The organism is Nonomuraea sp. NPDC052116, from assembly GCF_040680035.1.
Classification (GTDB): domain Bacteria; phylum Actinomycetota; class Actinomycetes; order Streptosporangiales; family Streptosporangiaceae; genus Nonomuraea; species Nonomuraea angiospora_A.
Window position 1 is genome coordinate 395,780 of record NZ_JBFAWA010000005.1, and the last position, 22,301, is coordinate 418,080.

The 22,301-nt window shown below is 70.2% G+C and carries 23 protein-coding genes; 7 read left to right on the forward strand and 16 right to left on the reverse strand.

Going from position 1 to position 22,301, the window contains the following annotated elements; translation table 11 throughout:
• Positions 1 to 10 precede the first annotated feature (10 nt).
• The gene (locus AB0L65_RS12100) at positions 11 to 835 is read left to right on the forward strand and encodes a class II fructose-bisphosphate aldolase (RefSeq protein ID WP_355190304.1); all 825 of its coding nucleotides are present in this window, start codon (positions 11 to 13) and stop codon (positions 833 to 835) included.
• Here AB0L65_RS12100 and AB0L65_RS12105 read toward each other — a convergent pair.
• From AB0L65_RS12105 to AB0L65_RS12115, 3 genes are read right to left on the reverse strand one after another with little or no spacing between them, the layout of a single operon-like run.
• Positions 825 to 1,259: a GNAT family N-acetyltransferase gene (locus AB0L65_RS12105; RefSeq protein WP_364243688.1), complete on the reverse strand. Its 435-nt coding sequence runs from the start codon at positions 1,257 to 1,259 to the stop codon at positions 825 to 827. The genes AB0L65_RS12100 and AB0L65_RS12105 overlap by 11 nt on opposite strands.
• Positions 1,256 to 2,032 (reverse strand): phosphotransferase, encoded by a 777-nt coding sequence (locus AB0L65_RS12110; protein ID WP_364243690.1) that lies wholly within the window; start codon positions 2,030 to 2,032, stop codon positions 1,256 to 1,258. The genes AB0L65_RS12105 and AB0L65_RS12110 overlap by 4 nt, the downstream gene beginning before the upstream one ends.
• Before the next feature lie 9 nt (positions 2,033 to 2,041).
• Positions 2,042 to 2,614: a TetR family transcriptional regulator gene (locus tag AB0L65_RS12115; protein ID WP_364243692.1), complete on the reverse strand. Its 573-nt coding sequence runs from the start codon at positions 2,612 to 2,614 to the stop codon at positions 2,042 to 2,044.
• 69 nt (positions 2,615 to 2,683) lie between these two features.
• On the opposite strand from AB0L65_RS12115, the gene AB0L65_RS12120 reads away from it, so the two are divergent.
• Complete coding sequence (locus AB0L65_RS12120; RefSeq protein WP_364243695.1) at positions 2,684 to 3,244, forward strand: dihydrofolate reductase family protein; 561 nt, start codon at positions 2,684 to 2,686, stop codon at positions 3,242 to 3,244.
• Here the strand turns inward: AB0L65_RS12120 and AB0L65_RS12125 are convergent.
• From AB0L65_RS12125 to guaB, 3 genes are read right to left on the reverse strand one after another with little or no spacing between them, the layout of a single operon-like run.
• Positions 3,222 to 4,415 carry a sigma-70 family RNA polymerase sigma factor gene (locus AB0L65_RS12125; RefSeq protein WP_364243698.1) on the reverse strand — a complete coding sequence of 398 codons (1,194 nt, stop codon included), beginning with the start codon at positions 4,413 to 4,415 and terminating at the stop codon, positions 3,222 to 3,224. The genes AB0L65_RS12120 and AB0L65_RS12125 overlap by 23 nt on opposite strands.
• A gap of 5 nt (positions 4,416 to 4,420) precedes the next feature.
• Complete coding sequence (locus tag AB0L65_RS12130; RefSeq protein ID WP_355190294.1) at positions 4,421 to 5,542, reverse strand: GuaB3 family IMP dehydrogenase-related protein; 1,122 nt, start codon at positions 5,540 to 5,542, stop codon at positions 4,421 to 4,423.
• Positions 5,543 to 5,546: 4 nt separating this feature from the next.
• Positions 5,547 to 7,028 carry an IMP dehydrogenase gene (guaB, locus tag AB0L65_RS12135; RefSeq protein ID WP_364243700.1) on the reverse strand — a complete coding sequence of 494 codons (1,482 nt, stop codon included), beginning with the start codon at positions 7,026 to 7,028 and terminating at the stop codon, positions 5,547 to 5,549.
• 609 nt (positions 7,029 to 7,637) lie between these two features.
• Between guaB and AB0L65_RS12140 the strand changes: the two genes are divergently transcribed.
• Both AB0L65_RS12140 and AB0L65_RS12145 read left to right on the forward strand, forming a co-directional pair.
• Positions 7,638 to 8,627 (forward strand): LuxR C-terminal-related transcriptional regulator, encoded by a 990-nt coding sequence (locus AB0L65_RS12140; protein WP_350731053.1) that lies wholly within the window; start codon positions 7,638 to 7,640, stop codon positions 8,625 to 8,627.
• 39 nt (positions 8,628 to 8,666) lie between these two features.
• The gene (locus AB0L65_RS12145) at positions 8,667 to 9,044 is read left to right on the forward strand and encodes a DUF5319 domain-containing protein (protein WP_090930411.1); all 378 of its coding nucleotides are present in this window, start codon (positions 8,667 to 8,669) and stop codon (positions 9,042 to 9,044) included.
• Between the two features lie 109 nt (positions 9,045 to 9,153).
• On the opposite strand, the gene AB0L65_RS12150 is transcribed toward AB0L65_RS12145, so the two are convergent.
• A complete protein-coding gene (locus tag AB0L65_RS12150) occupies positions 9,154 to 9,789 on the reverse strand; it encodes a sigma-70 family RNA polymerase sigma factor (protein WP_132334441.1) in 636 nt (211 codons plus the stop codon).
• A 513-nt stretch (positions 9,790 to 10,302) separates the two neighbouring features.
• The gene (locus AB0L65_RS12155; protein WP_364243702.1) at positions 10,303 to 10,593 is read right to left on the reverse strand and encodes a hypothetical protein; all 291 of its coding nucleotides are present in this window, start codon (positions 10,591 to 10,593) and stop codon (positions 10,303 to 10,305) included.
• Positions 10,594 to 10,870: 277 nt separating this feature from the next.
• Here AB0L65_RS12155 and AB0L65_RS12160 point away from each other — a divergent pair, with 277 nt between their 5' ends.
• Positions 10,871 to 12,079, forward strand: a complete 1,209-nt coding sequence (locus AB0L65_RS12160) for a sialidase family protein (RefSeq protein WP_364243705.1) — start codon at positions 10,871 to 10,873, stop codon at positions 12,077 to 12,079.
• A gap of 70 nt (positions 12,080 to 12,149) precedes the next feature.
• On the opposite strand, the gene groL is transcribed toward AB0L65_RS12160, so the two are convergent.
• Together groL and groES are read right to left on the reverse strand one after the other, a co-directional pair.
• On the reverse strand, positions 12,150 to 13,769 hold the full coding sequence (gene groL / locus AB0L65_RS12165; protein WP_355190286.1) for a chaperonin GroEL: 1,620 nt from the start codon (positions 13,767 to 13,769) through the stop codon (positions 12,150 to 12,152).
• A gap of 73 nt (positions 13,770 to 13,842) precedes the next feature.
• A complete protein-coding gene (gene groES / locus AB0L65_RS12170) occupies positions 13,843 to 14,157 on the reverse strand; it encodes a co-chaperone GroES (RefSeq protein WP_197093639.1) in 315 nt (104 codons plus the stop codon).
• A gap of 249 nt (positions 14,158 to 14,406) precedes the next feature.
• On the opposite strand from groES, the gene AB0L65_RS12175 reads away from it, so the two are divergent.
• On the forward strand, positions 14,407 to 15,660 hold the full coding sequence (locus AB0L65_RS12175; RefSeq protein WP_364243708.1) for a methyltransferase domain-containing protein: 1,254 nt from the start codon (positions 14,407 to 14,409) through the stop codon (positions 15,658 to 15,660).
• A 183-nt stretch (positions 15,661 to 15,843) separates the two neighbouring features.
• Complete coding sequence (locus AB0L65_RS12180) at positions 15,844 to 17,832, forward strand: hypothetical protein (RefSeq protein WP_364243711.1); 1,989 nt, start codon at positions 15,844 to 15,846, stop codon at positions 17,830 to 17,832.
• Positions 17,833 to 17,873: 41 nt separating this feature from the next.
• Here AB0L65_RS12180 and tsaD read toward each other — a convergent pair whose 3' ends face one another.
• From tsaD to AB0L65_RS12210, 6 genes are read right to left on the reverse strand one after another with little or no spacing between them, the layout of a single operon-like run.
• Positions 17,874 to 18,905, reverse strand: coding sequence for a tRNA (adenosine(37)-N6)-threonylcarbamoyltransferase complex transferase subunit TsaD (tsaD, locus tag AB0L65_RS12185; protein ID WP_350731043.1), 1,032 nt, complete (start codon positions 18,903 to 18,905; stop codon positions 17,874 to 17,876).
• Entirely contained in the window at positions 18,898 to 19,329 is a 432-nt protein-coding gene (rimI, locus tag AB0L65_RS12190; RefSeq protein ID WP_364243714.1) for a ribosomal protein S18-alanine N-acetyltransferase, read from the reverse strand. Before rimI ends, tsaD begins: the two co-directional genes overlap by 8 nt.
• Positions 19,330 to 19,340: 11 nt before the next feature.
• Positions 19,341 to 19,985, reverse strand: coding sequence for a tRNA (adenosine(37)-N6)-threonylcarbamoyltransferase complex dimerization subunit type 1 TsaB (gene tsaB, locus AB0L65_RS12195; protein WP_364243717.1), 645 nt, complete (start codon positions 19,983 to 19,985; stop codon positions 19,341 to 19,343).
• Between the two features lie 43 nt (positions 19,986 to 20,028).
• Positions 20,029 to 20,958, reverse strand: coding sequence for an aminoglycoside phosphotransferase family protein (locus AB0L65_RS12200; RefSeq protein ID WP_364243719.1), 930 nt, complete (start codon positions 20,956 to 20,958; stop codon positions 20,029 to 20,031).
• A gap of 45 nt (positions 20,959 to 21,003) precedes the next feature.
• Positions 21,004 to 21,540: a class F sortase gene (locus tag AB0L65_RS12205; RefSeq protein ID WP_364243721.1), complete on the reverse strand. Its 537-nt coding sequence runs from the start codon at positions 21,538 to 21,540 to the stop codon at positions 21,004 to 21,006.
• Between the two features lie 2 nt (positions 21,541 to 21,542).
• Positions 21,543 to 22,181, reverse strand: a complete 639-nt coding sequence (locus tag AB0L65_RS12210; RefSeq protein ID WP_364243724.1) for a hypothetical protein — start codon at positions 22,179 to 22,181, stop codon at positions 21,543 to 21,545.
• Between the last annotated feature and the right edge of the window lie 120 nt (positions 22,182 to 22,301).

Here is a 22,301-nt window from a genome sequence, read left to right on the forward strand (position 1 = left end):
GGAGCACGTCATGCCCCTTGTTGCCATCGGCGACATCGTCCGCCAGTCGCCCGCCGGGGTGGGCGCCTTCAACGTGATCCAGCTCGAGCACGCCACCGCCATCGTGGCCGGCGCCGAGGCCCTGGGCCTGCCGGTCGTGCTGCAGATCAGCGAAAACTGCGTGCGCTACCACGGCGCGCTGGAGCCCGTCGCGCTGGCGTCGCTGGCGGTGGCCAGGCGGGCCGAGGTGCCGGTCGCGGTCCACCTCGACCACGCCACCGACCGCGCGCTCGTGGAGGAGGCGGTGAAGCTGGGGCTGGGCTCGGTGATGTTCGACGCCTCGGCCCTGCCCGACGACGACAACGTCCGCACGACCGCCGAGGTGGTGGCATGGTGCCACGAGCGCGGTGTGTGGGTGGAGGCCGAGCTGGGCGAGGTCGGGGGCAAGGACGGCGTGCACGCGCCCGGCGCGCGCACCAAGCCGCACGAGGCGGTCGACTACGTCGCCAAGACCGGCGTCGACGCCCTGGCCGTGGCCGTGGGCACCTCGCACGCCATGACGACCAAGGACGCGGTGCTGGACCTGGCGCTCATCGCCGAGCTGCGGGCCGCGGTGCCGGTGCCGCTGGTGCTGCACGGCTCGTCGGGGGTGCCGGACGACGTGCTGCGCGAGGCCGTGCGGACCGGCATGAAGAAGATCAACATCGCGACCCACCTGAACAAGGCGTTCACCGGCGCGGTGCGCGACTACCTGGCCCACGACGAGCGCGTGGTCGACTCCCGCAAATATCTCAAGGCCGGGCGGGACGCGGTGGCCAGGGAGGTCAGCCACCTCCTGGGCGTCCTCACGGGGTGAGCTGTTTGCGCATCATGACCGCGGAGCGGCCTTCGACGCCCATGCGGCCGGTCTCGACGTAGCCGAGCGACTCGTACAGCGCGATGTTGGTGGTCATCTTGACGTTGGTGTAGAGGCGCAGCGCGGGCAGCCCCAGCCGGCGCGCCTCCTCCTCGGCGTACGCCATCAGCGCCCGCCCGAGGCCCTTGCCCTGGTGGCCGGGCCGCACGGCGACGTTCTCCACCAGCAGGACGCCGTCCTCGGGGACGAGCACGATGAGCGCGTCGAGCGGGTCGGTGACGTGCACCCGGCCGGCCGCGATGAGCGCGCCGTAGTCGGCCTCCATCGGCAGCGGCCGCATGCCGACGACCTCGATCCAGGGCGAGTACGCGTCGTGGACCAGCCGCTCGACGGCCGCCTTGTCGGTGTGATCCGCCAGTCTCATGCGGCCAATGTTGCCAGCACGCGTTCGACCTGTCGTTCGAAGGTGCCCGGCGGATTGCGCGGGTGCTCGTGCGAGAGCAGGAACAGCCAGACGAGCGCGTGCAGCCTGCGGCAGTCGCGCATCCGCCGCTCCTCCGCCGGGCTCAGCTCGAACCGGTGCGCGATCTCCATCTCGCCGTCCACCCACATCGACACGTGCTCGGCCATCTCGGCCAGCTCGAACGCCACGTCGCTGCGCCCCGAGTCCTCGTAGTCGACGATGCGGACGCGGGTGCCGTCCCACAGGAAGTTCGCCAGGTTGCCGTCGCCCGCCCCGAACGCCGGCGTGACCCCCGACTCGCCCGGCGACCAGCTCCGCAGCCACCGCGTGCCCTCCTTGACCGCCCGGTCCGCCAGCGGGTCCCTGGGCTGCCAGTGCTCGCCGCGCCGCCCGGCCCAGTCGGCGAGCGCCTCAAGGTGCCACGGGCGCAGCGGAACGGCCCTGAGCACGTGCGGCGGCACCGCGGTGTGCAGCTCGGCGAGCGCTTCGACCAGGGCCGCGACGTGCACGGCCGTCGCGAGCAGCCCGCGCAGCGACACCCCGTCGATCCGGGACATCGTCACCACGCCGTCCTCGTAGCCGATCGGCTCGGGGGCCAGGCCGGGGGCGTGCTCGGCCAGCAGGTTCAGCGCGCGCCACTCGCGCTCGGCCGCGCCGGGCTTGCTGTCCATGTAGCGCTTGATGACGACGTCGCCGGCGAAGGCCAGCTCGTGCGTGTGGCGTAGGTCGGCCATGCCCGCATGCTAGGGCACCAACCGCTCAACGGCGCTGGTCACAAGCTTGTGGATCTCCTCCTCGCCGAACACGTCGGGCAGCGTGAGCCGCTCGACGACCAGCCAGTTCATGGCGAGGTAGAGCAGCACCACGCTCGTCGTGTCGCCGGGGAGGCCCGATTCGAGGTGGTTGCGCACGTTCGCGTCCACGTCGGCGCGGATCCGCTCGGTCAGCACGGCCCGCAGCTCCGGCCGCCGGGTGGCCTCCAGGCGCAGCTCCAGCAGCGCCAGGTAGCCCGACCTGTACGCCGCCACGCGATCGACCACCTCGTGCATCAGCGCGACCACCCGGTCGCGGTCACGCGGCCCGCTCATGTGGGCGGCGGTCATGGCGGCCTCCGGCTGCAGGAGCTCGTAGATCCGGCCGCCCGCCTGGGTGAACAGCTCGTCGCGGCTGGGGAAGTAGTTGGACGCGGTGCCCGGCGGCACCTCCGCCTGCTTGTCCACCGCCCTGAACGTCAGCCCGCGGGCCCCTTCCCTGGCCAGCACCTCGATCGCGGCATCGACCAGCGCCGTCCGCCTGGCGACGTTCTGCCTGACCACGTTGACACCACTCCATCTGTAGTACTACGGTGAAACCACTTCAACCATAGTACTTTATCTGGAGTCATTTTGCGGAAGCTCGTCTACTACATCGCCACCTCCATCGACGGCTACATCGCGGGGCCGAACGGCGAGTTCGACTTCTACCCGTGGGCCGACGACATGATGGCCGACGTCAACGCCCGTTACCCCGAGACCGTCCCCACCCACCTCCGCGCCATGATCGGCCTCGACGCGCCCAACCAGCGCTTCGACACGGTGCTCATGGGCCGCGCCACGTACCAGATCGACAAGGCCGTGACCAGCCCGTACGCCCACCTGCGGCAGTACGTCGTGTCCAGCACCATGGAGGTCGAGGACCCGGCCGTCGAGCTGGTCACCGGCGACCCGCTCGGCCTGGTGCGCCGGCTCAAGGAGGAGGACGGCCTGGACATCTACCTCTGCGGGGGCGGCAAGCTGGCCGGCGCCCTGCTGCCGGAGATCGACGAGCTGATCATCAAGTGCTATCCGGTGGTGGCCGGGGCGGGCATCCCGGCGTTCGACGGCGAGTTCCGGCCGACCGTGTTCACGCTGACCGGCTCGAAGACGTACAGCAACGGGGCGGTGGTCATGACGTACGCCCGCCAGTGATCAGCCGCCTGCGCAGGAAGTCCCGCTCCACGTCGTTGCCCGCCCGCGCGGCAGCGGCCTCGTACGCCGCTGCGGCCTCCTCCTCGCGCCCGAGCCTGCGCAGCAGGTCGGCCCGCACCGCGTGGAACATGTAGTAGTCGTCGGGCCCCTTGAGCAGCCCCAACGCCGCCTCGGGTCCCTCCACCTCGGCCACCGCCACCGCCCGGTGCACCGCCACGACCGGGCCCGGGTCCAGCTGCGCCAGCAGGTCGTACAGCCGCACGATCTGCCCCCAGTCGGTGTCCTTCGCGCTCGCCGCGTCGCTGTGCACGGCGTTGATCGCGGCCTGGATCTGGTACGGGCCGGGCTCGTCACGCCGCAGGCACCGCCGTACGAGCTCCTGGCCCTCCGCGATGAGCCCGCGGTCCCACAGCCCGCGGTCCTGCTCCCCCAGCAGCACCAGCTCGCCCTCCTCGGAGGTACGGGCGGCGCGGCGCGACTCGATCAGCAGCATCAGCGCCAGCAGCCCCATGGCCTCGGGCTCGTCCGGCATGAGCTCGACCAGCAACCGCCCGAGCCGGACGGCCTCGGCGCACAGGTCCGCGCGGACGGCCGTATACCCCTCGTTGAAGATCAGGTAGACCACGGCCAGCACCGCGCGCAGGCGCTCGGGCAGATCGCCCTGCGCCGGGATCCGGTACGGGATCCCCGCGGTCCGGATCTTGCTCTTCGCCCGCACCAGCCGCTGCGCCAGCGTCGCCTCGGGCACCAGGAACGCGCGGGCGATCTCCGCCGTCGTCAGCCCGCCGAGCAGCCGCAGCGTGAGAGCCACCCGCGCGTGGACGGCCAGCGCGGGGTGGCAGCACGTGAAGATCAGCCGCAGCCGGTCGTCCTGGACGGGCCCCACGTCCACGGGCTCGTCCTGGGCGTGCAGGAGCGCGGCCTGCGCGTACTTGCCAGGCCGCGCCGACTCCCTGCGCAACCGGTCGACGGCCCGGTTGCGGGCGGTCGTGATGATCCACCCGGCCGGGCTCGGCGGCACTCCGGCGGACGGCCACTGCCGCACCGCCACGCTGAACGCCTCCTGCACCGCCTCCTCGGCGAGGTCGATGTCACCGAAGACCCGCACGAGCACGGCGACGGACCTGCCGTACTCCTCGCGGAACACCCGCTCGACCGCGGTCTCCGGCATGGGCGTCAGCGCTGGATCGGGGCCACCACGACCTCGACGCGCTGGAATTCCTTGATGTCCGAGTAGCCGGTGGAGGCCATCGTCCGCTTGAGCGCGCCCATCAGGTTCATCGAGCCGTCGGCCACGCTCGACGGCCCGTGCAGGATCTGCTCCAGCGTGCCGACCGTCCCGAACTCGACCCGCCGGCCGCGCGGCAGGTCCGGGTGGTGCGCCTCCGAACCCCAGTGGAACCCGTGACCCGGCGCCTCGGCGGCCCTGGCCAGCGGCGAGCCCACCATCACGGCGTCGGCCCCGCAGGCGATGGCCTTGGCGATGTCACCGGAGGTGCCCATGCCGCCGTCGGCGATCACGTGCACGTAGCGCCCGCCGGACTCGTCCATGTAGTCGCGCCGCGCCGCCGCCACGTCGGAGATCGCCGTGGCCATCGGCACGGCCACGCCCAGCACGTTGCGCGTCGTGTGCGAGGCGCCGCCGCCGAAGCCCACCAGCACGCCCGCCGCGCCCGTGCGCATCAGGTGCAGGGCCGCCGTGTACGTGGCGCAGCCGCCCACGATGACCGGCACGTCCAGCTCGTAGATGAACTGCTTGAGGTTGAGCGGCTCGGCCCGGCCCGAGACGTGCTCGGCCGACACGGTGGTGCCGCGGATGACGAAGATGTCGACACCCGCGTCGATCACGGCCTTGTGGTACTGGACCGTGCGCTGCGGCGACAGCCGCACGGCGGTGGTCACGCCGGAGGCCCGGATCTCCTCGATCCGCCGGCCGATCAGGTCTTCCTGGATCGGCGCCGCGTAGATCTCCTGGAGCCGCTTGGTGGCCGCCTCCGCGTCGAGCGCGGCGCACTCCTCCAGCAGCGACGACGGGTCCTCGTAGCGCGTCCAGAGCCCTTCGAGGTCCAGCGGCGCGAGGCCGCCGAGGCGGCCGATCTCGATCGCGGTCGCCGGGGACACCACGCTGTCCATGGGCGCGACCACTACCGGCAGCTCGAACCGGTAGGCGTCGATCTGCCAGGCGATCGAGACCTCCTCCGGGTCCCGGGTGCGCCGCGAGGGAACGAGGCCGATCTCGTCAAGCGAGTACGCCCGCCGTCCGGCCTTGCCCCGGCCGATCTCCACCTGCTGAGTCATGAACTTACCTTCTGTGATAGTTCGGAGCTTCCACGGTCATCTGGATGTCGTGGGGGTGGCTCTCCTTGAGGCCCGCCGCCGTGATCGGCATGAGCTCGCAGTCGGTGTGCATCTGCATGATCGTGCGGCAGCCGGCGTACCACATGCCCTGGCGCAGGCCACCGACGAGCTGGTGCGCGACGGCCGCGACCGGGCCGCGGTAGGGCACCTGACCCTCGATGCCCTCGGGGATGTACTTGTCGTCGCCGCCGACGTCGGCCTGGGCGTAGCGGTCCTTGCTGAAGGAGGTGCCGCCGCGCTCGCGGTTGCGCACCGCGCCGAGCGAGCCCATGCCCCGGTACGACTTGAACTGCTTGCCGTTGATGAAGATCAGCTCACCGGGCGACTCCTCGCAGCCGGCGAGCAGCGAGCCCAGCATGACCGTGTCGGCGCCGGCCGCGATGGCCTTGACGATGTCGCCGGAGTACTGCAGGCCGCCGTCGCCGATGACCGGCACGCCCGCGGGCGCGCACGCCTTGGACGCCTCGTAGATGGCCGTGACCTGCGGAGCGCCGACCCCGGCCACCACCCGCGTGGTGCAGATCGAGCCGGGCCCGACGCCCACCTTGACCGCGTCCGCGCCCGCGTCGACCAGCATCTGCGCCCCGGCCCTGGTCGCGATGTTGCCCGCGACGACCTGCACCTTGCTGTTGGCCTTGATCTTGCCGACCATGTCGGCCAGGCCCTTGGAGTGACCGTGGGCCACGTCGACGACCACCACGTCGACGCCGGCCTCGATCAGCGCCTTGGCCCGCAGCTCGGCGTCGCCACCGACGCCGACGGCGGCCCCCACGACCAGCCGGCCGTCGGCGTCCTTGGTGGACAGCGGGTACTGCTCGCTCTTGGTGAAGTCCTTGACCGTGACCAGGCCGCGCAGCCTGCCGTCGGAGTCGACCAGCGGCAGCTTCTCGATCTTGTTCCGCCGGAGCAGGGCGAACGCCTCGTCACGCGACACCCCGACCGGGGCGGTGACGAGCGGCATCTTGGTCATGACCTCGCGCACGGCCCGCGACTGGTCGGTCTCGAAGCGCATGTCACGGTTGGTCACGATGCCGAGCAGCGTGCCGTCCACGTCCGTCACGGGCACACCCGAGATCCGGTACGTCGCACAGAGCTTCTCGACGTCGGCCAGCGTGTTGTCGGGGCTGCAGGTGACCGGGTTGGTGACCATGCCGGCCTCGGACCGTTTGACCAGGTCGACCTGCTGGGCCTGCTCCTCGACCGACAGGTTGCGGTGCAGGATGCCGATGCCGCCCTGGCGGGCCATGGCGACCGCCATGCGGGCCTCGGTGACGGTGTCCATGGCCGCGGAGACCAGCGGGATGGACAGCGTGATGCCCTTGGACAACCGGGCCCTGGTATCGGCCTCGCCTGGTTGCAGGTCTGAATAACCGGGCACCAGCAGCACGTCGTCGAAGGTCAAACCTGTCTCGGTGAACTTGGACATGCTGCGGCCCCCTCTTGCCGTTGCTCTGATTGAGCCAAGTCTAGGCCCTGCCTCCAAACTGCGCCGCAGCACCCACACCCGCCGCGCCCACCGCCTTCTCCACCCCCAGGACCCCCTTCAACCGATCACCCCCACCGGCCCCACAACTCCCCGCTCCCCACCGCCGCTACACAGCCGCCATCCGTCCGACTGCTCGCCCGGCCGCATCACCCGGGCCGCGGCCACAACGGCGATGCCGGGAGCACGATGACCCCCACGGTCCGTCGTACTCCCGGCATCGAAAAGTGCCGAGACACGGGACGGTCGGTGATCCGTCCCGTGTCTCGGCCACCGGCATCCGGGTCAAGGCGACGCCTGGCGCCACCGAACCCCCCTCCGCGTCCTGATGGCCCGCTGTCGCTTCAGCCCTCACAGGATGCCGACGCTAGGTAAAGCCTGCGTTACGGAACGGAACAACGCAATGTGAAAACGTGCAATTGCACGAAGTTGCACACCGCGCTCCGACCAGTCCCCGTAACGGGGGGACACGAGCGTAATGCGGGGTTATCCTCACGGCACGCCCGTGTCCCCCCAACGGAGCCGCCCATAATGCGCAACGAGCCCCGTACGATGCCTGATCCTTTCGAGACGCTGGGCCTCGACCCGACGCAGACCGCGCTGTACACCGCGGTGTTGCGCCTGCACCGCGCGACCCGCACCGATCTCGCGCAGGCCATGGACGGTCCCGTCGAGAAGGTCGGTCGCCAGCTCGACGACCTCGTCAAGCTGGGCGTGATCGACGAGCAGTCGGGGGAATACCTGGCCAGGCACCCGGCCGCGGCCCTCGGCAGGGTGATCGCCGATCGGCTCGACCGGCTGGCGGAGGAGAGCCGCAGGATCGACTCGGCGCTCGGCTCGATCCGGTCGCTGATCCGCGACTACGACGCCGGCCGGGACTACCAGAGCGGCACCTTCACGGTGGAGATGGTGAACGGGGCCGACGTGCTGTACGAGAGCGTGGTCGGCATAGCCGTGCAGTCTCCGCCGATGGAATTATTGACCGCGGTTCCCGACGAACGCACAATGATCGATTTCGCGCGCAAATTTGCGGAACTATGGATTGACGCGCAAGAACGAAAACTTCTCACGGTTCACGTGATCATTCCGGTTTCGACTCTGGCTCTGCCGGGCGTACGCGACCAGCTCACCCGGGTGCTGGAGACGGGCGGCAAGGTACGCACGCTGGACCGGGTGCCGAGCTGGTTCATGACCGCGGGGCCCGAGGTCGCGGGCCTGCCCCCGTACTGGGGCGGCAACCTGCCGGACCACGCGTACAACTTCTATCTGATCCGCACGCCGATCGTCGTGGGCATGCTCCGCACGCTGTTCAGGGAGCTGTGGGCCAGGGCCGTGCCCCTGCCGTGGGGCCGCCGGGGCGACGGCATGGTCCAGGTCCTCCGCCTGGCCGCCCAGGGCATGTGTGACGATTCCATAGCCCGCCAACTGGGCGTATCGGTGCGAACGGTCCGGGCGAGGTTCGCGGACGCCATGTCCGAACTGGGCGCTCAGTCGCGTTTCCACGCAGGCGTGGAGGCGGCCAGGCGCGGATGGCTGAGGTAATGTCCACCGCTCGGGCCGCTTCGGTCATATGGTGGGAAGGTGCTGGAAGACGTCCCCCGCGACCCGTTCGCGGACGACCCGAACGACCCTTCCTCGGCGATGGGCGCCCTCGACGACGCCGAGCCACTCACCGCAGCCGAACGCGACGAGGCCATCACTGACCTCGCCGACGTCGAGGTCTTCCGCTCCCTGCTCGAACCGCAGGGGGTCCTGGGCCTCGTACTCGACTGCCCTGAATGCGGCGAGCAGCACTTCTTCGACTGGGAGCTGCTGCGCGGCAACCTACGACAAATGATCGAGAAAGGCCAGCCGCAGGTCCACGAGCCGGCCTTCCACCCGGACCCCGCCGACTACGTCAGCTGGGAGTACGCCAGAGGCTACGTCGACGGCGTCATCGACACGGAGGAACGCCGCTGACCGACATCATCGAGCAGCACGGCCAGCAACCGCACGGCTGGATCGCCTGAGTCAGGGCTCTCTCCACGACCGAGCGCGTCGAGCAGCGCGTCGGTCTCCTCCTCTGACGTCAAGCCGACTCCAGCTCGGCCATCTGCCGCAACCTGGCAAGCGCCCGATGCTGGGCGACACGAACCGCACCCGGTGACATACCGAGTACATTACCGGTCTCCTCAGCCGACAACCCTGACACCACCCGCAACAGCAGCAACTCGCGCTGATTCTCGGGCAATCTGGCCAGGAGCCTGCGCGCGTGCTCGACCTCGATGTAGCGGACCACGGTCTCCTCGGGCCCCGGCCCGTCGTCCGGCCCATCGGGCAGATCCTGAGTCGGTACGGCCGAGCGCACCGAACTCCGTAGCGCGTCGGCCACTTTGTGCGAGGCGATCCCGAACACGAAGGAGGCGAACGGCCGCCCCATGTCGCGGTATCGCGGCAGCGCGGACAGGACCGCGATGCACACCTCCTGGGCTACGTCATCGGCAATGTGATATTGCCCTGAAACCCTGCCCAGCCGGGCGCGGCAATACCGCACCACCATCGGACGCAACTCACCGAGCAGGGATTCGATCGCACTGCGATCTCCCTGCACAGCGAGGCTCGTCAGTTCCCTTAGGTCGGAGTCATCCGTCCGTGCCGGAAGTCTCGACGCGAGCCTTACCCCAATTTTGGCGTCGGCGACGCTTCCCTCGCTCACGATAGGCATGATGCCCGCACTGATCCGGCCTGTCGTCATGGCGAACGGCTACGGATTGGTCACATTGAAGCGACGATAACGGGCGGTAATCAAATGACCACACTAAGGCTTAACTAGTGACATAATGTTTCATCCCATAACCTGGAATGCACGACAATTGTCAGATCCCGGACGCTTATCACCCACTGCCGGTTTACTCCAATAATCCACCTTTTCCGCCCACTTCTCCCCAACCGCCCGCGTCCAAGGGGTCCCGGGGCAACCGGCATGCTCCTCACACCGGCGACGCGCTTCGCGCGATGGAGAGCTCAGACAGCCCCGAGGGGGCAACCCCGATCCCCACCGACCAAGAGCGGTTCCGGCAGAGGGCCCCGAACGGCGCCCGAGCGGCGTGCTGGACCGCCGGGTGGCCACCGGTCGTCGTCGCCCGCAGACCCTGGATCCGCAAGAGCGCCGCCAGGGACTTGCGGACGGCATCGTGCAGCATGCCGATGATCTTTTCCCTGCCGCGTGCCCCACTCGTCATTCCGTCCCTCCACCGGAGATCACCAGAAGGTCGATGTCGACCGGGGAAGGGCCGGGTTCTCCGGTCATCCGGGCCGCCCACGAGCCGAAGACAAGGGCCTTCTCCACGCCACCGACGCTCGCCAGTTCCTCCGCGAGGACCTGGGCCGGGCCAAGGGTGATCGTGACGAGATCGCGGAGCGCGCCGTGAAAGGGGGCGCTGCGGTTCGCGCTCACCAGCTTGGTACGCCCTACGTGCCGAGCACCGAGGACTCCCGCCTGTTCGAGCTTGGCGACCTCGCGGGCCATCGTGCCACTGTCCGTCCCGGCAATCGCCGCCAGATCGCTCCTGGTCCCCGATATAGGTGAACGTCAGCACCGCGCAGGTGATCCGAGAGCGGAAGATCGGGAAACGGCGGGAGGCGGTTTCTGCATGCCTGGATCCTTTGACAGAGGCATGCGTGATTGGTCGATCACGCTATCTCGCCTACGCTCCACAGCTGCGGCGCCGATCTTGAGGAGGCAGTGGATCAGAGGGACGACCGATGAGACGATCATGGCCGCGAACGCATAAATGGAGGCATTGATGCGTACATTTCGGACGTTCACCGCGGCAGCCGGAGCACTCATGGCCGTCGCCCTCAGCGCATCACCCGCGGCGGCCGCGCAGGCCCCCACGTACGTCTTCCACAAGCAGACCCTGTGGAAGTCGATCCCCGCCAGTGGATCCCAGGGGGCCACCTGCTACCGGCTGCCGGCGGTCGTGAAGACCAGGAACGACGTGCTGCTCGCCTTCGCCGAGCGCCGCAACAAGAACAACTGCGCCGACCACGGCGCGTTCGACGTCGTCATGCGGCGCTCGACCGACGACGGCGTCACCTGGGAGGCCAGCAGGGTCGTCCTGCCCAGTACGGCCGGAGCGGCCCTGCAGGGGAACGCGACCGTGGTCGCCGACTCCGGCGGGCCGGTGTTCCTGTTCACGACCTCGGAGCCGACCGCGTCCCAGACGACGCCGCGTACGCCGAAGGTCCAGGTCAGCACGGACGACGGCGTCACCTGGTCGAGCCCGAAGGACCTGTCGGGGGTCATCAAGGCGCCCGCGGGCGCCGGGGACTGGTTCGCCACGGGGCCGGGGCACGGCATCCAGCTGACCCAACCGGCCCACAACGGCCGCCTGGTGGTGCCCGTCTACTTCAGCGTGGGCGACACGCAGAGCGTACGGCTGATCTACAGCGACGACCACGGCGCGACGTGGCAGATCGGTGCGACCGCGACCTACGACAAGTCGGTCCTGAAGCTGGGCGAGCAGACCCTGGTCGAGCGGACCGACGGCGGCGTCCTCGTGATCGCCCGCAACGGCGCCGTACCCGACGACCAGACCTCCGTCCACGGCCTGGCCCGGGGCGTGAGCATGGACGGAGGCGAGTCGTTCGACGGCGACTTCCGGGCCGACGGCGCCGTCACCGCTCCGCCCACCCACCCGGCCCTGCTGCGCCAGCGGGACAAGGCCCCCTACACCCGGATCCTGCTCTCCGCGCCCGCCACGCCGAAGACCGACAACAACCCGGTGGGCATGAACGTGCGCTCGTCCTTCGATGAGGGCGCGACCTGGCGGAACTATGACAGCTCCACCAACAACGCGGGGGTGAGGATCGACGGCGACCACGCCGGATATTCCGACATGGCGCTCCTCGGCAACGGCGCGATCGGCGTCCTGTACGAGGCGGGCGTGAACCGCTTCCGGGACGAGATCCGCTGGAACTGGTTCTGGGAGAGCGCGATCGGCCTGCGCTGAACCGCCCCAGGAACGCCGAACGGCCCGCAACCCTTTCGGGTGTGCGGGCCGTGGCGAGAGAAGAGCCGGGTCAGTGGCCGTGGCCGTGACCGTGGCCCGCGCCGGCGGCGGGGGCCTCCTCCTCGGGCTTGTCCACTACGAGCGCCTCGGTCGTGAGGAGCATGCCCGCGATCGACGCGGCGTTCTGGACGGCCGAACGCGTGACCTTGACCGGGTCGATGACGCCCTGCGCGATCAGGTCGCCGTATTCGCCGGTCGCGGCGTTGAGGCCGTGACCGGCCTCCAGCTCGGCGACCTTGTGCGTCACCACGTAGCCCTCGAGACCGGCGTTCTCGGCGATCCAGCGGGCCGGCTCGACCAGGGCGCGGCGCACGACGCCGACACCCGTGGCCTCGTCGCCCGTCAGGCCGAGGTCGTCGAGAGTCTTGGAGACGTGGATCAGCGCGGAGCCACCGCCGGAGACGATGCCCTCCTCGATCGCGGCGCGCGTCGCGGAGATCGCGTCCTCGAGGCGGTGCTTCTTCTCCTTCAGCTCCACCTCGGTGGCGGCGCCGACGCGCAGCACGCACACACCGCCGGCGAGCTTGGCCAGGCGCTCCTGCAGCTTCTCGCGGTCCCAGTCGGAGTCGGACTGCTCGATGGCGAGCTTGATCTCCTTGACGCGGTCCTCGATGGCCTGCGGGTCACCGGCGCCGTCGACGATGGTGGTGTTGTCCTTCGTGACGACGACGCGGCGGGCCGTGCCGAGCACCTCGAGACCGACGTGCTCCAGCTTGAGGCCGACCTCCTCGCTGACGACCTGGCCACCGGTGAGGGTGGCGATGTCCTGCAGCATGGCCTTGCGGCGGTCGCCGAAGCCCGGGGCCTTGACGGCCACGGAGGTGAAGGTGCCGCGGATCTTGTTGGTGACCAGGACGGCCAGGGCCTCGCCCTCGACGTCCTCGGCGATCACGAGCAGCGGCTTCTTCGTCTGGGCGATCTGCTCCAGCAGCGGCAGGAAGTCCGCGATGGAGGCGATCTTGCCCTGGTTGATCAGGATGTAGGCGTCCTCGAGGACGGACTCCATCCGCTCGGGGTCGGTCACCATGTACTGCGACACGTAGCCCTTGTCGAACTGCATGCCCTCGGTGAACTCGAGCTCCATGCCCATGGCGTTGGACTCTTCGACGGTGAGGACACCGTCCTTGCCCACCTTGTCGAACGCCTCGGCGATCAGGTCGCCGATCTGCGCGTCCTGGGCGGAGATCGTCGCGACGTTGGCGATCTCCTTCTTGTCGGCGACCTCGCGGGCGCTGTCGAGCAGCTTGTCGCTGATCGCCTTGGCGGCCTTGTCGATGCCGCGCTTGAGCGACAGCGGCGAGGCGCCGGCGGCCACGTTGCGCAGGCCCTCGCGGACCATGGCCTGGGCCAGCACGGTGGCGGTGGTGGTGCCGTCACCCGCGATGTCGTTGGTCTTGGTGGCAACTTCCTTGGCGAGCTGGGCGCCGAGGTTTTCGTAGCGCTCTTCCAGCTCGATCTCACGAGCGATGGTCACACCGTCGTTCGTGATCGTCGGCGCACCGAACTTCTTGTCGATGACGACGTTGCGGCCGCGCGGGCCGAGGGTTACCTTCACGGCGTCGGCGAGGGCGTTCACACCGCGCTCGAGCGCGCGGCGGGCATCCTCGTCGAACTCCAGGATCTTCGCCATTGTTTGAAAGTCCTCTCCTAGCGTCGAAAGCCCCGGCCGCCCTCAAGAGCGCCCGGGGCTCGACACATCCGGCTTACTTCTCGATGATCGCGAGAACGTCGCGGGCGGAGAGCACGAGGTACTCCTCGCCGCCGTACTTGACCTCGGTGCCGCCGTACTTGCTGTAGAGGACGATGTCGCCCTCAGAGACGTCGAGCGGAATCCGCTTGTCGCCGTCCTCATCCCAGTTGCCGGGGCCCACCGCGAGGACCTTGCCCTCTTGCGGCTTCTCCTTGGCGGTGTCCGGGATGACCAGGCCGGAAGCGGTGGTCTGCTCGGCCTCAAGCGGCTGAACCACAATGCGGTCGCCGAGCGGCTTAACGGGAACCTTGGTGGCGGTCGTCACGATCGGACCTCCCCTTCAGATTTGAATGATCTAGAAGAGGCGACCAGCTGGGCCTGCCGTCGCGGGTGTCAGACCTGCCTCGTCGCACGTTGGCACTCTCAAGGGGAGAGTGCCAACAGGAAACATATGCAAGAGGGGCTTGACAGTCAACACGAACGCGTCTGCTGAGAGCGATCAGACCGAATCCGCCCCCTCTGGATACGGTACGCCCATGGTCCGACCGGGTCGGACGTGGCACTAACGTCGGGTGATGTGGACCTTGACGCCTTCGACGAGTTGCTGACACCGCGCGGGCAGCGCGCGCTCGCGGAGGCCGTGGAGCTGGTGGGCACGGATCCGGTGGCCGCCGCCACGAGGCTGCGCAAGACGTACGACGCCGCGCTGACCTCCGCGGCGCTCACCCAGGCGGGGCTGCGGGAGCGTGCCAGGGCCAAGTTCGGCGAGGACGCCGGGCGGATGTACTTCACGCCGCACGGCCTGGAGCAGTCCACGCGGACGGAGGTCGCCGAGCACCGCGCCCGCCGCCTGACCGCCGGGACACAGGCGGACGCGCCCCCGCACGAGCTCGGCGTCGCGGACGCACCCCTGCACGGACCGGACGTGCCCCCGCGCGGGCTCAGGCGTGGGCTGAGGGTCGTGGACGCCTGCTGCGGCGTCGGCGGCGACTTCCTCGCGCTGGCCCGCGCCGGCTGCACCGTGGCCGCCGTGGACACCGACCCGCTGACCGTCGCCGTGGCCAGGGCCAACGCCGACGCGCTCGGGCTGGCCGACAGGGTGACGGTGTCCGTGGGGGACGCGGCCGAGGTCCGGCCGGAGGAGTACGACGTGCTCTTCGCCGACCCCGCCAGGCGGACGAGCCGGGGCAGGACGTTCGACCCCATTGCCTACTCCCCGCCCTGGCCGGTGGTGCTCGACCTGGTCGCCAGAGCCTCCCGGGCGTGCGTCAAGGTCGCCCCGGGCATCCCGTACGAGTTCATCCCCGGAGGCGCCGAGGCCGAGTGGGTCTCGTACAAGGGCGAGGTCAAGGAGGCCGCCCTCTGGACCGGCCAGGAGGGAGCGGGCCGCCGCGCCACCCTGCTGCCCGGCGGCCACACGCTGACCGCCACGGGCGCCGAGGCCGCCGTCGGCCCGGTCGGCAGGTACGTCTACGAGCCGGACGGCGCGGCCATCCGGGCGCACCTCGTGGGCGAGGTGTCGGAAATCGTGAACGGACGCCTGCTCGACCCGATGATCGCCTACATCACCGGTGACGACCCGATCGACACCCCATGGGCGGCCAGATATGAAGTAGAGGACGTTCTCCCCTTTTCCGGGAAAAAGCTGCGCGCCGCCCTCCGTGAGCGACAAGTCGGAAATGTCACCATCAAGAAGCGCGCCTCCGCCGTCGACATCGAGCGCCTCCGCTCAGATCTCCGCCTAAATGGCGAAAAATCGGCAACTATCATCCTTACCCGAATCATCGATAAGCCATCGGTCATCATCTGCGACACCTCTCCACCTGCCTGAACCGGTCATTCTGCCGTTAACCTCGATCTTTCACTTCACCCCTGACGGACCTTGATCGAGAGGCTAAGGTTGGCGGACGGGAGTTCTCCCCTGCGGTTTTCCGCGTTCCCGCTCGTTCATCTGAAAATCGACCTATATCCCACCGCTGCGCGGCAGACCGTCGGCGAGCCAAAGGAGCTTTCGGTGGACCATTCCAACCACACCACCCTTCTCCAGGCAGGAGGCCAGTCCGGCATCTCCGAGAGGATGCGGGACCTGCTGGCGCGCGCCTCGCAGGATCATGTGTACGAGCAGCGCACGCAGGGGGCGGTGCTGGACGAGATCCGCCAACGGCTCGAAGGCATGGAGTGGCTGCTGCGCGAGGTGCGCGAGCGCGAGCTCGGCGGCCTCAGCGGCACGCTGCAGGCGGTCAGCGGGCGGCTCGACGACATCACCGCCAAGCCGCCGATGTGGGCGGAGGGGCTGGCTCAGCACGTCGAGGCGGTACGCGACCACGTGGACGCCGTCGGGGAGCGGATCGGAGACGTGGACGCCCGCGTCGCCCCGGTGGCCGACCTGCCCGGCCTGCGGGCCGACCTGGGCACCATGGGCGAGGGTGTGGACGAGGCGCTCACCCGCCTGCAGACGGTGCTCGACAGCACGGACGGCCTCACGAAGGGGATGTCCGACTTCGCCGCCACGCTGGCCACGCTCAACAGCAGCATGGAGGCCGCCGCGAGCCGCTTCACCAGGCTCGACAAGTCGATGGCCGACCTGACCACCCGCACCGACCGGGTCGAGGTCGCGGTCGGCGACCTGTCGGAGCACCTCACCGCCCGGCTGAGCGCCCAGGACAAGCAGCTCGCCGTCCGGATGGACGAGACGGACCAGCGGCTGACCACGCGGCTCGTCGAGGCCGACCAGCGCCTCACGACCCGCCTCGACGACACCGACCAGCGGCTCTCCGACCGCCTTGACGAGACCGACCGGCGACTGACGACCCGGCTCGACGAGACGGACCAGCAGCTGACGGTCCGCCTCGGCGAGAGCGACCAGCGACTGTCCGACCGCCTCGACCAGACCGAAGAGCGGCTCTCCGACCGGCTCGACGAGACCGACCAGCGGCTGTCCGACCGGATCGACCAGACCGGCCTGCGGCTGACCGCCCGGATGGACGAGACCGACCAGCGCCTGGCCACCAGCCTCGTCGAGGCGGACGAGCGGCTGGCCAGCCGCCTCAAGGAGTCCGACGAGCAGCTCGGCAGCCGCCTGTCCGACGTCGAGCTGCGCCTCGCCACCAGGCTCGACGAGACCGACCAACACCTCGCCATCCAGCTCGGCGAGAGCGAGCAGCGCCTGAGCGCCCGCCTCAGCGGCGTGGACGCCCGGCTCGACCGGGTCGAGGGCAGGCTCACGGGGCTCGACTCGCGGCTCACGGGGTTCGACAGCCGCCTGGAGTCGGCCGACGAGTGCCTGGCCGACATCGACACCAGGCTCGACGGCCTCGACGGCAGGATGGCCGGCGTCGACAAGCGGCTCCTGTCCGTGGACAACCAGCTCGGCGGCGTGGACAAGCGGCTGGGCACCGTGGACGGCCACCTCGGGCGCCACGACGACAGGTTCGACGCGCTCGACGTACGCATCGACGCCCGTTTCGGCGCCCTCGACGAGCGCATGGCCACCTCGGACCAGCGCCTCGGCGAGCTGTCCACGCGCAACGAGGGCCGCTTCAACAAGCTCGACACCCAGATCGACTCCGTCGACGAGCGCCTGGTCGAGGCCGAGGAGCACCTGGGCAGCCGGTTCGACGGCCTCGACACCCGCTTCAACGGGCTCGACACCCACCTCAACGGCCTGGCCACGCGCGCCGAGCAGGCCAGCGCGCACCTGGAGTCCGTCGACGACCGCATCGAGACCGTCAGCGAGCGCGTGGGCCGCCTCCCCGAGGCCCTGGCGGGCCAGAGCGAGCTGCTCCAGGCGCACGCCGGAGACCAGGCCGAGCGCCTGACCGCCGCCGCGAGCGCGCTCACCGAGCTCGTCACGGCGCGTCCCGACCGCGACCAGCTCACGGAGACGGTCACCGGCATCGTCCAGCCCGCGACCGACGACCTCACCAAGCGCCTGGGCGCCCTGGAGGAGACCATGCTGGCCCTGGCCGAGGCCCTCCTGCGCCCCACCAGGGCCAAGGACTAGGACTCACCTCAGGGGCCGTGCCGTCGATGACGGCACGGCCCTCACACGTGAACGGTCGTGATCGGCAGCGAGGAGTCGGCGGGGATCTCCAGCGTCGACGGCGTGATCCCGGCCGCGACCAGGTTGGAGCCCAGGGCGGCGACCATCGCGCCGTTGTCGGTGCACAGCCCGGGGCGGGGCACGCGCAGCCGTACGCCGGCCGCGTCGCACCGCTCCTGGGCCAGCGCGCGCAGCCGCGAGTTGGCCGCCACGCCGCCCCCGATCAGCAGGTCGTGCACGTCGTACTTCCGGCACGCCTGAAGTGCCTTGCGGGTCAGCACGTCGACCACGGCCTCCTGGAACGAGGCGGCCACGTCGGGCACGTGGATCGACTGCCCGGACGCCTCGCGGGCCTCGACCCAGCGCGCCACGGCCGTCTTGAGCCCGGAGAAGGAGAAGTCGAGCGTCCCGTCGTCGATCTTGCCGCGCGGGAACGTGATCGCCGCGCCCGAGCCATCGCGCGCGGCCCGGTCGATGTGCGGCCCACCGGGGAACGGCAGCCCCAGCACCCGCGCGACCTTGTCGAACGCCTCGCCGGCCGCGTCGTCGACCGTCGAGCCGAGCGAGATCACGTCTGAAGCCACGTCGGGCACGAGCAGCAGCGAGGAGTGGCCGCCCGACACGAGCAGGGCGATGCACGGCTTGGGCAGCGGCCCGTGTTCGAGCTGGTCGACGGCCACGTGGGCGGCCAGGTGGTTGACACCGTAGAGGGGCACGCCGAGGCCCAACGCGTAAGACTTGGCGGCGGCCACGCCCACCAGCAGCGCCCCCGCCAGCCCCGGGCCCGCGGTGACGGCGATGGCGTCGATGTCGGAGAACTTCAGGCCGGCCTCGGCCAGCGCGGCCTCCACCGTCGGCGTCATGGCCTCCAGGTGGGCGCGCGAGGCCACCTCGGGCACCACGCCGCCGTAGCGGGCGTGCTCCTCCATGCTGGAGGCGATCGTGTTGGCCAGCAGGGTGTGGCCCCTGACGATGCCGATGCCGGTCTCGTCGCAGGAGGTCTCGATGCCCAGGACCAGTGGTTCGTCAGTCATCAAGATTCCTTCTCATCATGATCGCGTCGGTGCCGTCGTCGTAGTAGCGGCGGCGGGTGCCGATGTCCTCGAACCCGTAATGCCGGTAGACGGCCTGCGCGCGCGGGTTGTCGGCGCGTACTTCCAGGAAGATCTCCCGCGCTCCCCTGCGGCCCGCCTCGGCCAGCAGCTCGGTCAGCAGGGCGCCGCCGATGCCGGTGCCCTGGTGCTTCTCCAGCACCGCGATGGTCTGCACGTCGGCCTGGTCCGCCGCGGCGGCGAGCCCGGCGTAGCCGATGATCTCGCCGTCCACGAGGGCCACCACGTAGTGGCGCGAGCGCGGCATGTCGGCCAGCTCGCCGCGCATCATGCCCTCGCTCCACGCGTCGAGCGGAAACGTGGCCCGCTCGATCGACATGACCGCCGGCAGGTCGGTCACGGTCATCGGCCGGAGGTTCACGCGGTCACCCGCTTGGGCGCTCCGGGCACGACGGCGTCGGGTCTGCGCAGGTAGATCGGACGGGGCGGGTCGAGCGGCGTGCCCTGGGCGAGCCGCTCGGCGGCGAGCGCGGCCAGGGCGCCGGCGTAGGGGTACGGGGGCGCGTCGCTCTCGCCGAGGATCTCGGCGTAGAGCCCGGCACCGGCGCCCACGACCGGCAGCCCGTCCACGGGCACGTCGGCGGGGCGGTCGACGAAGGGCCCGTCGAGCCGGGTGCGCATGTCGGCGTAGCGCGCCCAGAACACCTCTTTGCGCCGCGCGTCGGTGGCCACCAGGAACGGCTCGGCGAGCCCGCTGCCGTAGGCCACGGCGTCGAGCGTGCAGATGCCGTACGCGGGGATGCCCAGCGTGGTGGCGAGCCCCTGCGCGGTCATCAGCCCGACGCGCAGCCCGGTGTAGGGGCCGGGGCCGCTGCCCGCCACGATGGCGGTCACGTCGCGCAGCGCCGCGCCCGCGTCGTCCAGCACGCGTTCGATGGTGGGGATGAGCAGCTCGCCGTGACGCCGGGCGTCGATCGTCGTGTGCTCGGCGAGCACTCGTCCACCGTCGTGGAGCGCGGCGGTGACGGCGGGTGTCGCGGTATCAAAGGCCAGGACCAGCACGGCTGTCTAGCCTACCCGCCGTACGGCCCGCCGCCTCCAAAAGTCAAGACCAGCCCGTACGACGCTTGAGCCAGTCGAGCGCGACCACCCCCTGCGCCCGCTGGAACGCCCTGACCGTGGGCAGTCCGGGCGGATCCGGAAGACGCGAGTGACGGACGAAGTAGCCGGTGAGCCCGGCGACCACCGCGGTCACCGCGGGGTCGGGATCGGTGAACAGCTCGTGCGGCATCGGCCCGCCCTGCATGCCGATCGACGGCAGCATGGCCACCAGGTCGACCCACGGCGCGCCCACGCAGGCCCACGGCCAGTCCACGACGTAGACGCGCTCGCCGCTGAGCAGGATGTTGTCGGCCCGCAGGTCCCGGTGGACCAGGGTGTCGCCGGCCGCCGCCGCGGCCCAGCCGGACTCGAGCTCGGCCAGCTCGCCGAGGTGACGCAGCGCCCACGGGTCGAGCCCGTCGGTGTCCTCCTCCAGCAGGTCGCGCCAGCCGTGGAAGGACGAGCCGATGGACTCGGCGATGGGCGGCGCGGCGATCGGGGCGGGGGTGAGCTCGGCCGACATCCGCCTGACGGCGTCGAGCACCCGGTCGAGCTGGTCCCGACGCCACGGCAGCTCGGGAGGCGCGCCCTCGACGTCCTCGAAGACCAGCGCGACCCAGCCCTCCAGCTCGAAGCCGGTCAGCAGCCTGGGCGCGGGCACGGAGTCCGGCAGCGCGGCGGCGATCTCCAGCTCGGCGCGGTAGATGCGGACGCTGTCGGCGTTCGGCTCGGGGCCGACGGCCTTGACGAAGGCGCGCCTGCCGTTCTCCGCGCGCAGGCGGACCGCTGCCGCCGGCGAGAAGCCGCCGGGCTGGGTGACCGCCTCGGCCACGCGCGCCCCGAGGAAGCCCTCGACCGCCGCGCGCACCTGCGGGTGCACGCACCTCCAGGGCAGGCGTACGCCGGACGCGGGCGGGCTGGTGTTCACAGTCACGCGTCCATGATCCCGGACGAGGGGAAGGGGACCACAAACCGTTTTTCAGGCGCGGGAGGCGTACACGATGATGTTGTCCAGGTATTCGCCCTTGGCGTAGTCGAACTTGCCGCCGCAGGTGACCAGCTTGAGGCCGTCCTCCAGGTACACGCGCCTGGTGGGGAAGCTGTCCTTGTGCACCTGCTCGATGTGGTCGACCTTGAAGCTCACGACCTTGCCGTCACTGCGCTCGACCTTGACGGTCTCGCCCTTGCGTAACTGCCTGAGCTTGTAGAACACGGCGGGGGCCGTCTTGGTGTCGACGTGGCCGATGATCACCGAGGCGCCCTTCTCGCCGGGCACGGCGCTGCCGGAGTACCAGCCGGCCACCTTCGGCTTCTCGTACGGGGGCAGCTCGACCTCGCCGTCCTTCGATAAACCGAGCTTCATCAGCGGTGCGTCGACGTCGATCGAGGGGATGTCGATGCTCTCGGGCACGATCGACGCGGTGGGCGTACTGCCGGTCTGCATGCTCTTGCCGAACGCGACCAGCAGCAGACCCGTGGCGGCGCCGGCGAGCACCACCCGTCCAGGTCGGGCCATCGCTACGCCTTGCGGCGCTTGACCGCGAAGCCGATGCCCGCGACCAGGGCGAGGCCGACCAGCACGCCCGCGGGGCCGATCGGGATCGAGGAGTCGTCGCTCGCGTCCATCCCGTACGTGCCGCCGCCGCCCGCCTTGGGCGCCTTGCTCGGCACGGTGGACGGCACGGCCTCGGCCGCGGCGACCCTGAGGGTGGCCCGGCCCAGGTCGTTGGTGCCGTCACACTTGACGTCGACCCGATAGGAGCCGCGCCGGACCGTTCCCGAGACCTGCGCCTCACCGCGCACCCACGGCGAGCCGTTGGCGGACGTGGCGGTCGCGGTGGGGGTCGCCGAGGCCCCGGCGACCGGGTTGAGCACGACGCCGTTGACGAACGCGCGCGAGGTCCCGGTGCCGGTGTGCGCCGGGCCGCCGGTCGGCACGGGGCAGTTGGCCAGGATCCACACCTTGGAGGTCTCGCCCGCGGTGACGCGGTCGGGGTTGAGCTGGACCGAGATGGTCTGCCTGTTGGTCGAGGGCCGCGGGCTGCCCGTGGCGGTGGCGGCCGGGGCGGCGGTGCCGCTGGCTGTGGGGCTGGGCGTGGCTGTGCCTGTTGGATTTGCATCGGCGGAAGCCGTGCAGCCGGTCAGACCGACCATCACGATGGCTCCCGCGTACGCGACTCGCCTGACCCTGAGCACCGGCCGCACCCCACTCCGCCGTCGTACCACCCAGCATCCATCAGAAATATGGATGTCGCCCCTCCTGATACCCAGAAAATC

What these genes read in the sequence shown, in the direction of transcription:
- AB0L65_RS12100 (WP_355190304.1), top strand. Translation starts at nt 11, where the DNA reads ATGCCCCTTGTTGCCATCGGCGACATCGTCCGCCAGTCGCCCGCCGGG.
- AB0L65_RS12105 (WP_364243688.1), bottom strand. Translation starts at nt 1,259, where the DNA reads ATGAGACTGGCGGATCACACCGACAAGGCGGCCGTCGAGCGGCTGGTC.
- AB0L65_RS12110 (WP_364243690.1), bottom strand. Translation starts at nt 2,032, where the DNA reads ATGGCCGACCTACGCCACACGCACGAGCTGGCCTTCGCCGGCGACGTC.
- AB0L65_RS12125 (WP_364243698.1), bottom strand. Translation starts at nt 4,415, where the DNA reads ATGCCGGAGACCGCGGTCGAGCGGGTGTTCCGCGAGGAGTACGGCAGG.
- AB0L65_RS12130 (WP_355190294.1), bottom strand. Translation starts at nt 5,542, where the DNA reads ATGACTCAGCAGGTGGAGATCGGCCGGGGCAAGGCCGGACGGCGGGCG.
- guaB (WP_364243700.1), bottom strand. Translation starts at nt 7,028, where the DNA reads ATGTCCAAGTTCACCGAGACAGGTTTGACCTTCGACGACGTGCTGCTG.
- AB0L65_RS12140 (WP_350731053.1), top strand. Translation starts at nt 7,638, where the DNA reads ATGCCTGATCCTTTCGAGACGCTGGGCCTCGACCCGACGCAGACCGCG.
- AB0L65_RS12150 (WP_132334441.1), bottom strand. Translation starts at nt 9,789, where the DNA reads ATGCCTATCGTGAGCGAGGGAAGCGTCGCCGACGCCAAAATTGGGGTA.
- AB0L65_RS12155 (WP_364243702.1), bottom strand. Translation starts at nt 10,593, where the DNA reads ATGGCCCGCGAGGTCGCCAAGCTCGAACAGGCGGGAGTCCTCGGTGCT.
- AB0L65_RS12160 (WP_364243705.1), top strand. Translation starts at nt 10,871, where the DNA reads ATGCGTACATTTCGGACGTTCACCGCGGCAGCCGGAGCACTCATGGCC.
- groL (WP_355190286.1), bottom strand. Translation starts at nt 13,769, where the DNA reads ATGGCGAAGATCCTGGAGTTCGACGAGGATGCCCGCCGCGCGCTCGAG.
- tsaD (WP_350731043.1), bottom strand. Translation starts at nt 18,905, where the DNA reads ATGACTGACGAACCACTGGTCCTGGGCATCGAGACCTCCTGCGACGAG.
- rimI (WP_364243714.1), bottom strand. Translation starts at nt 19,329, where the DNA reads ATGACCGTGACCGACCTGCCGGCGGTCATGTCGATCGAGCGGGCCACG.
- AB0L65_RS12205 (WP_364243721.1), bottom strand. Translation starts at nt 21,540, where the DNA reads ATGGCCCGACCTGGACGGGTGGTGCTCGCCGGCGCCGCCACGGGTCTG.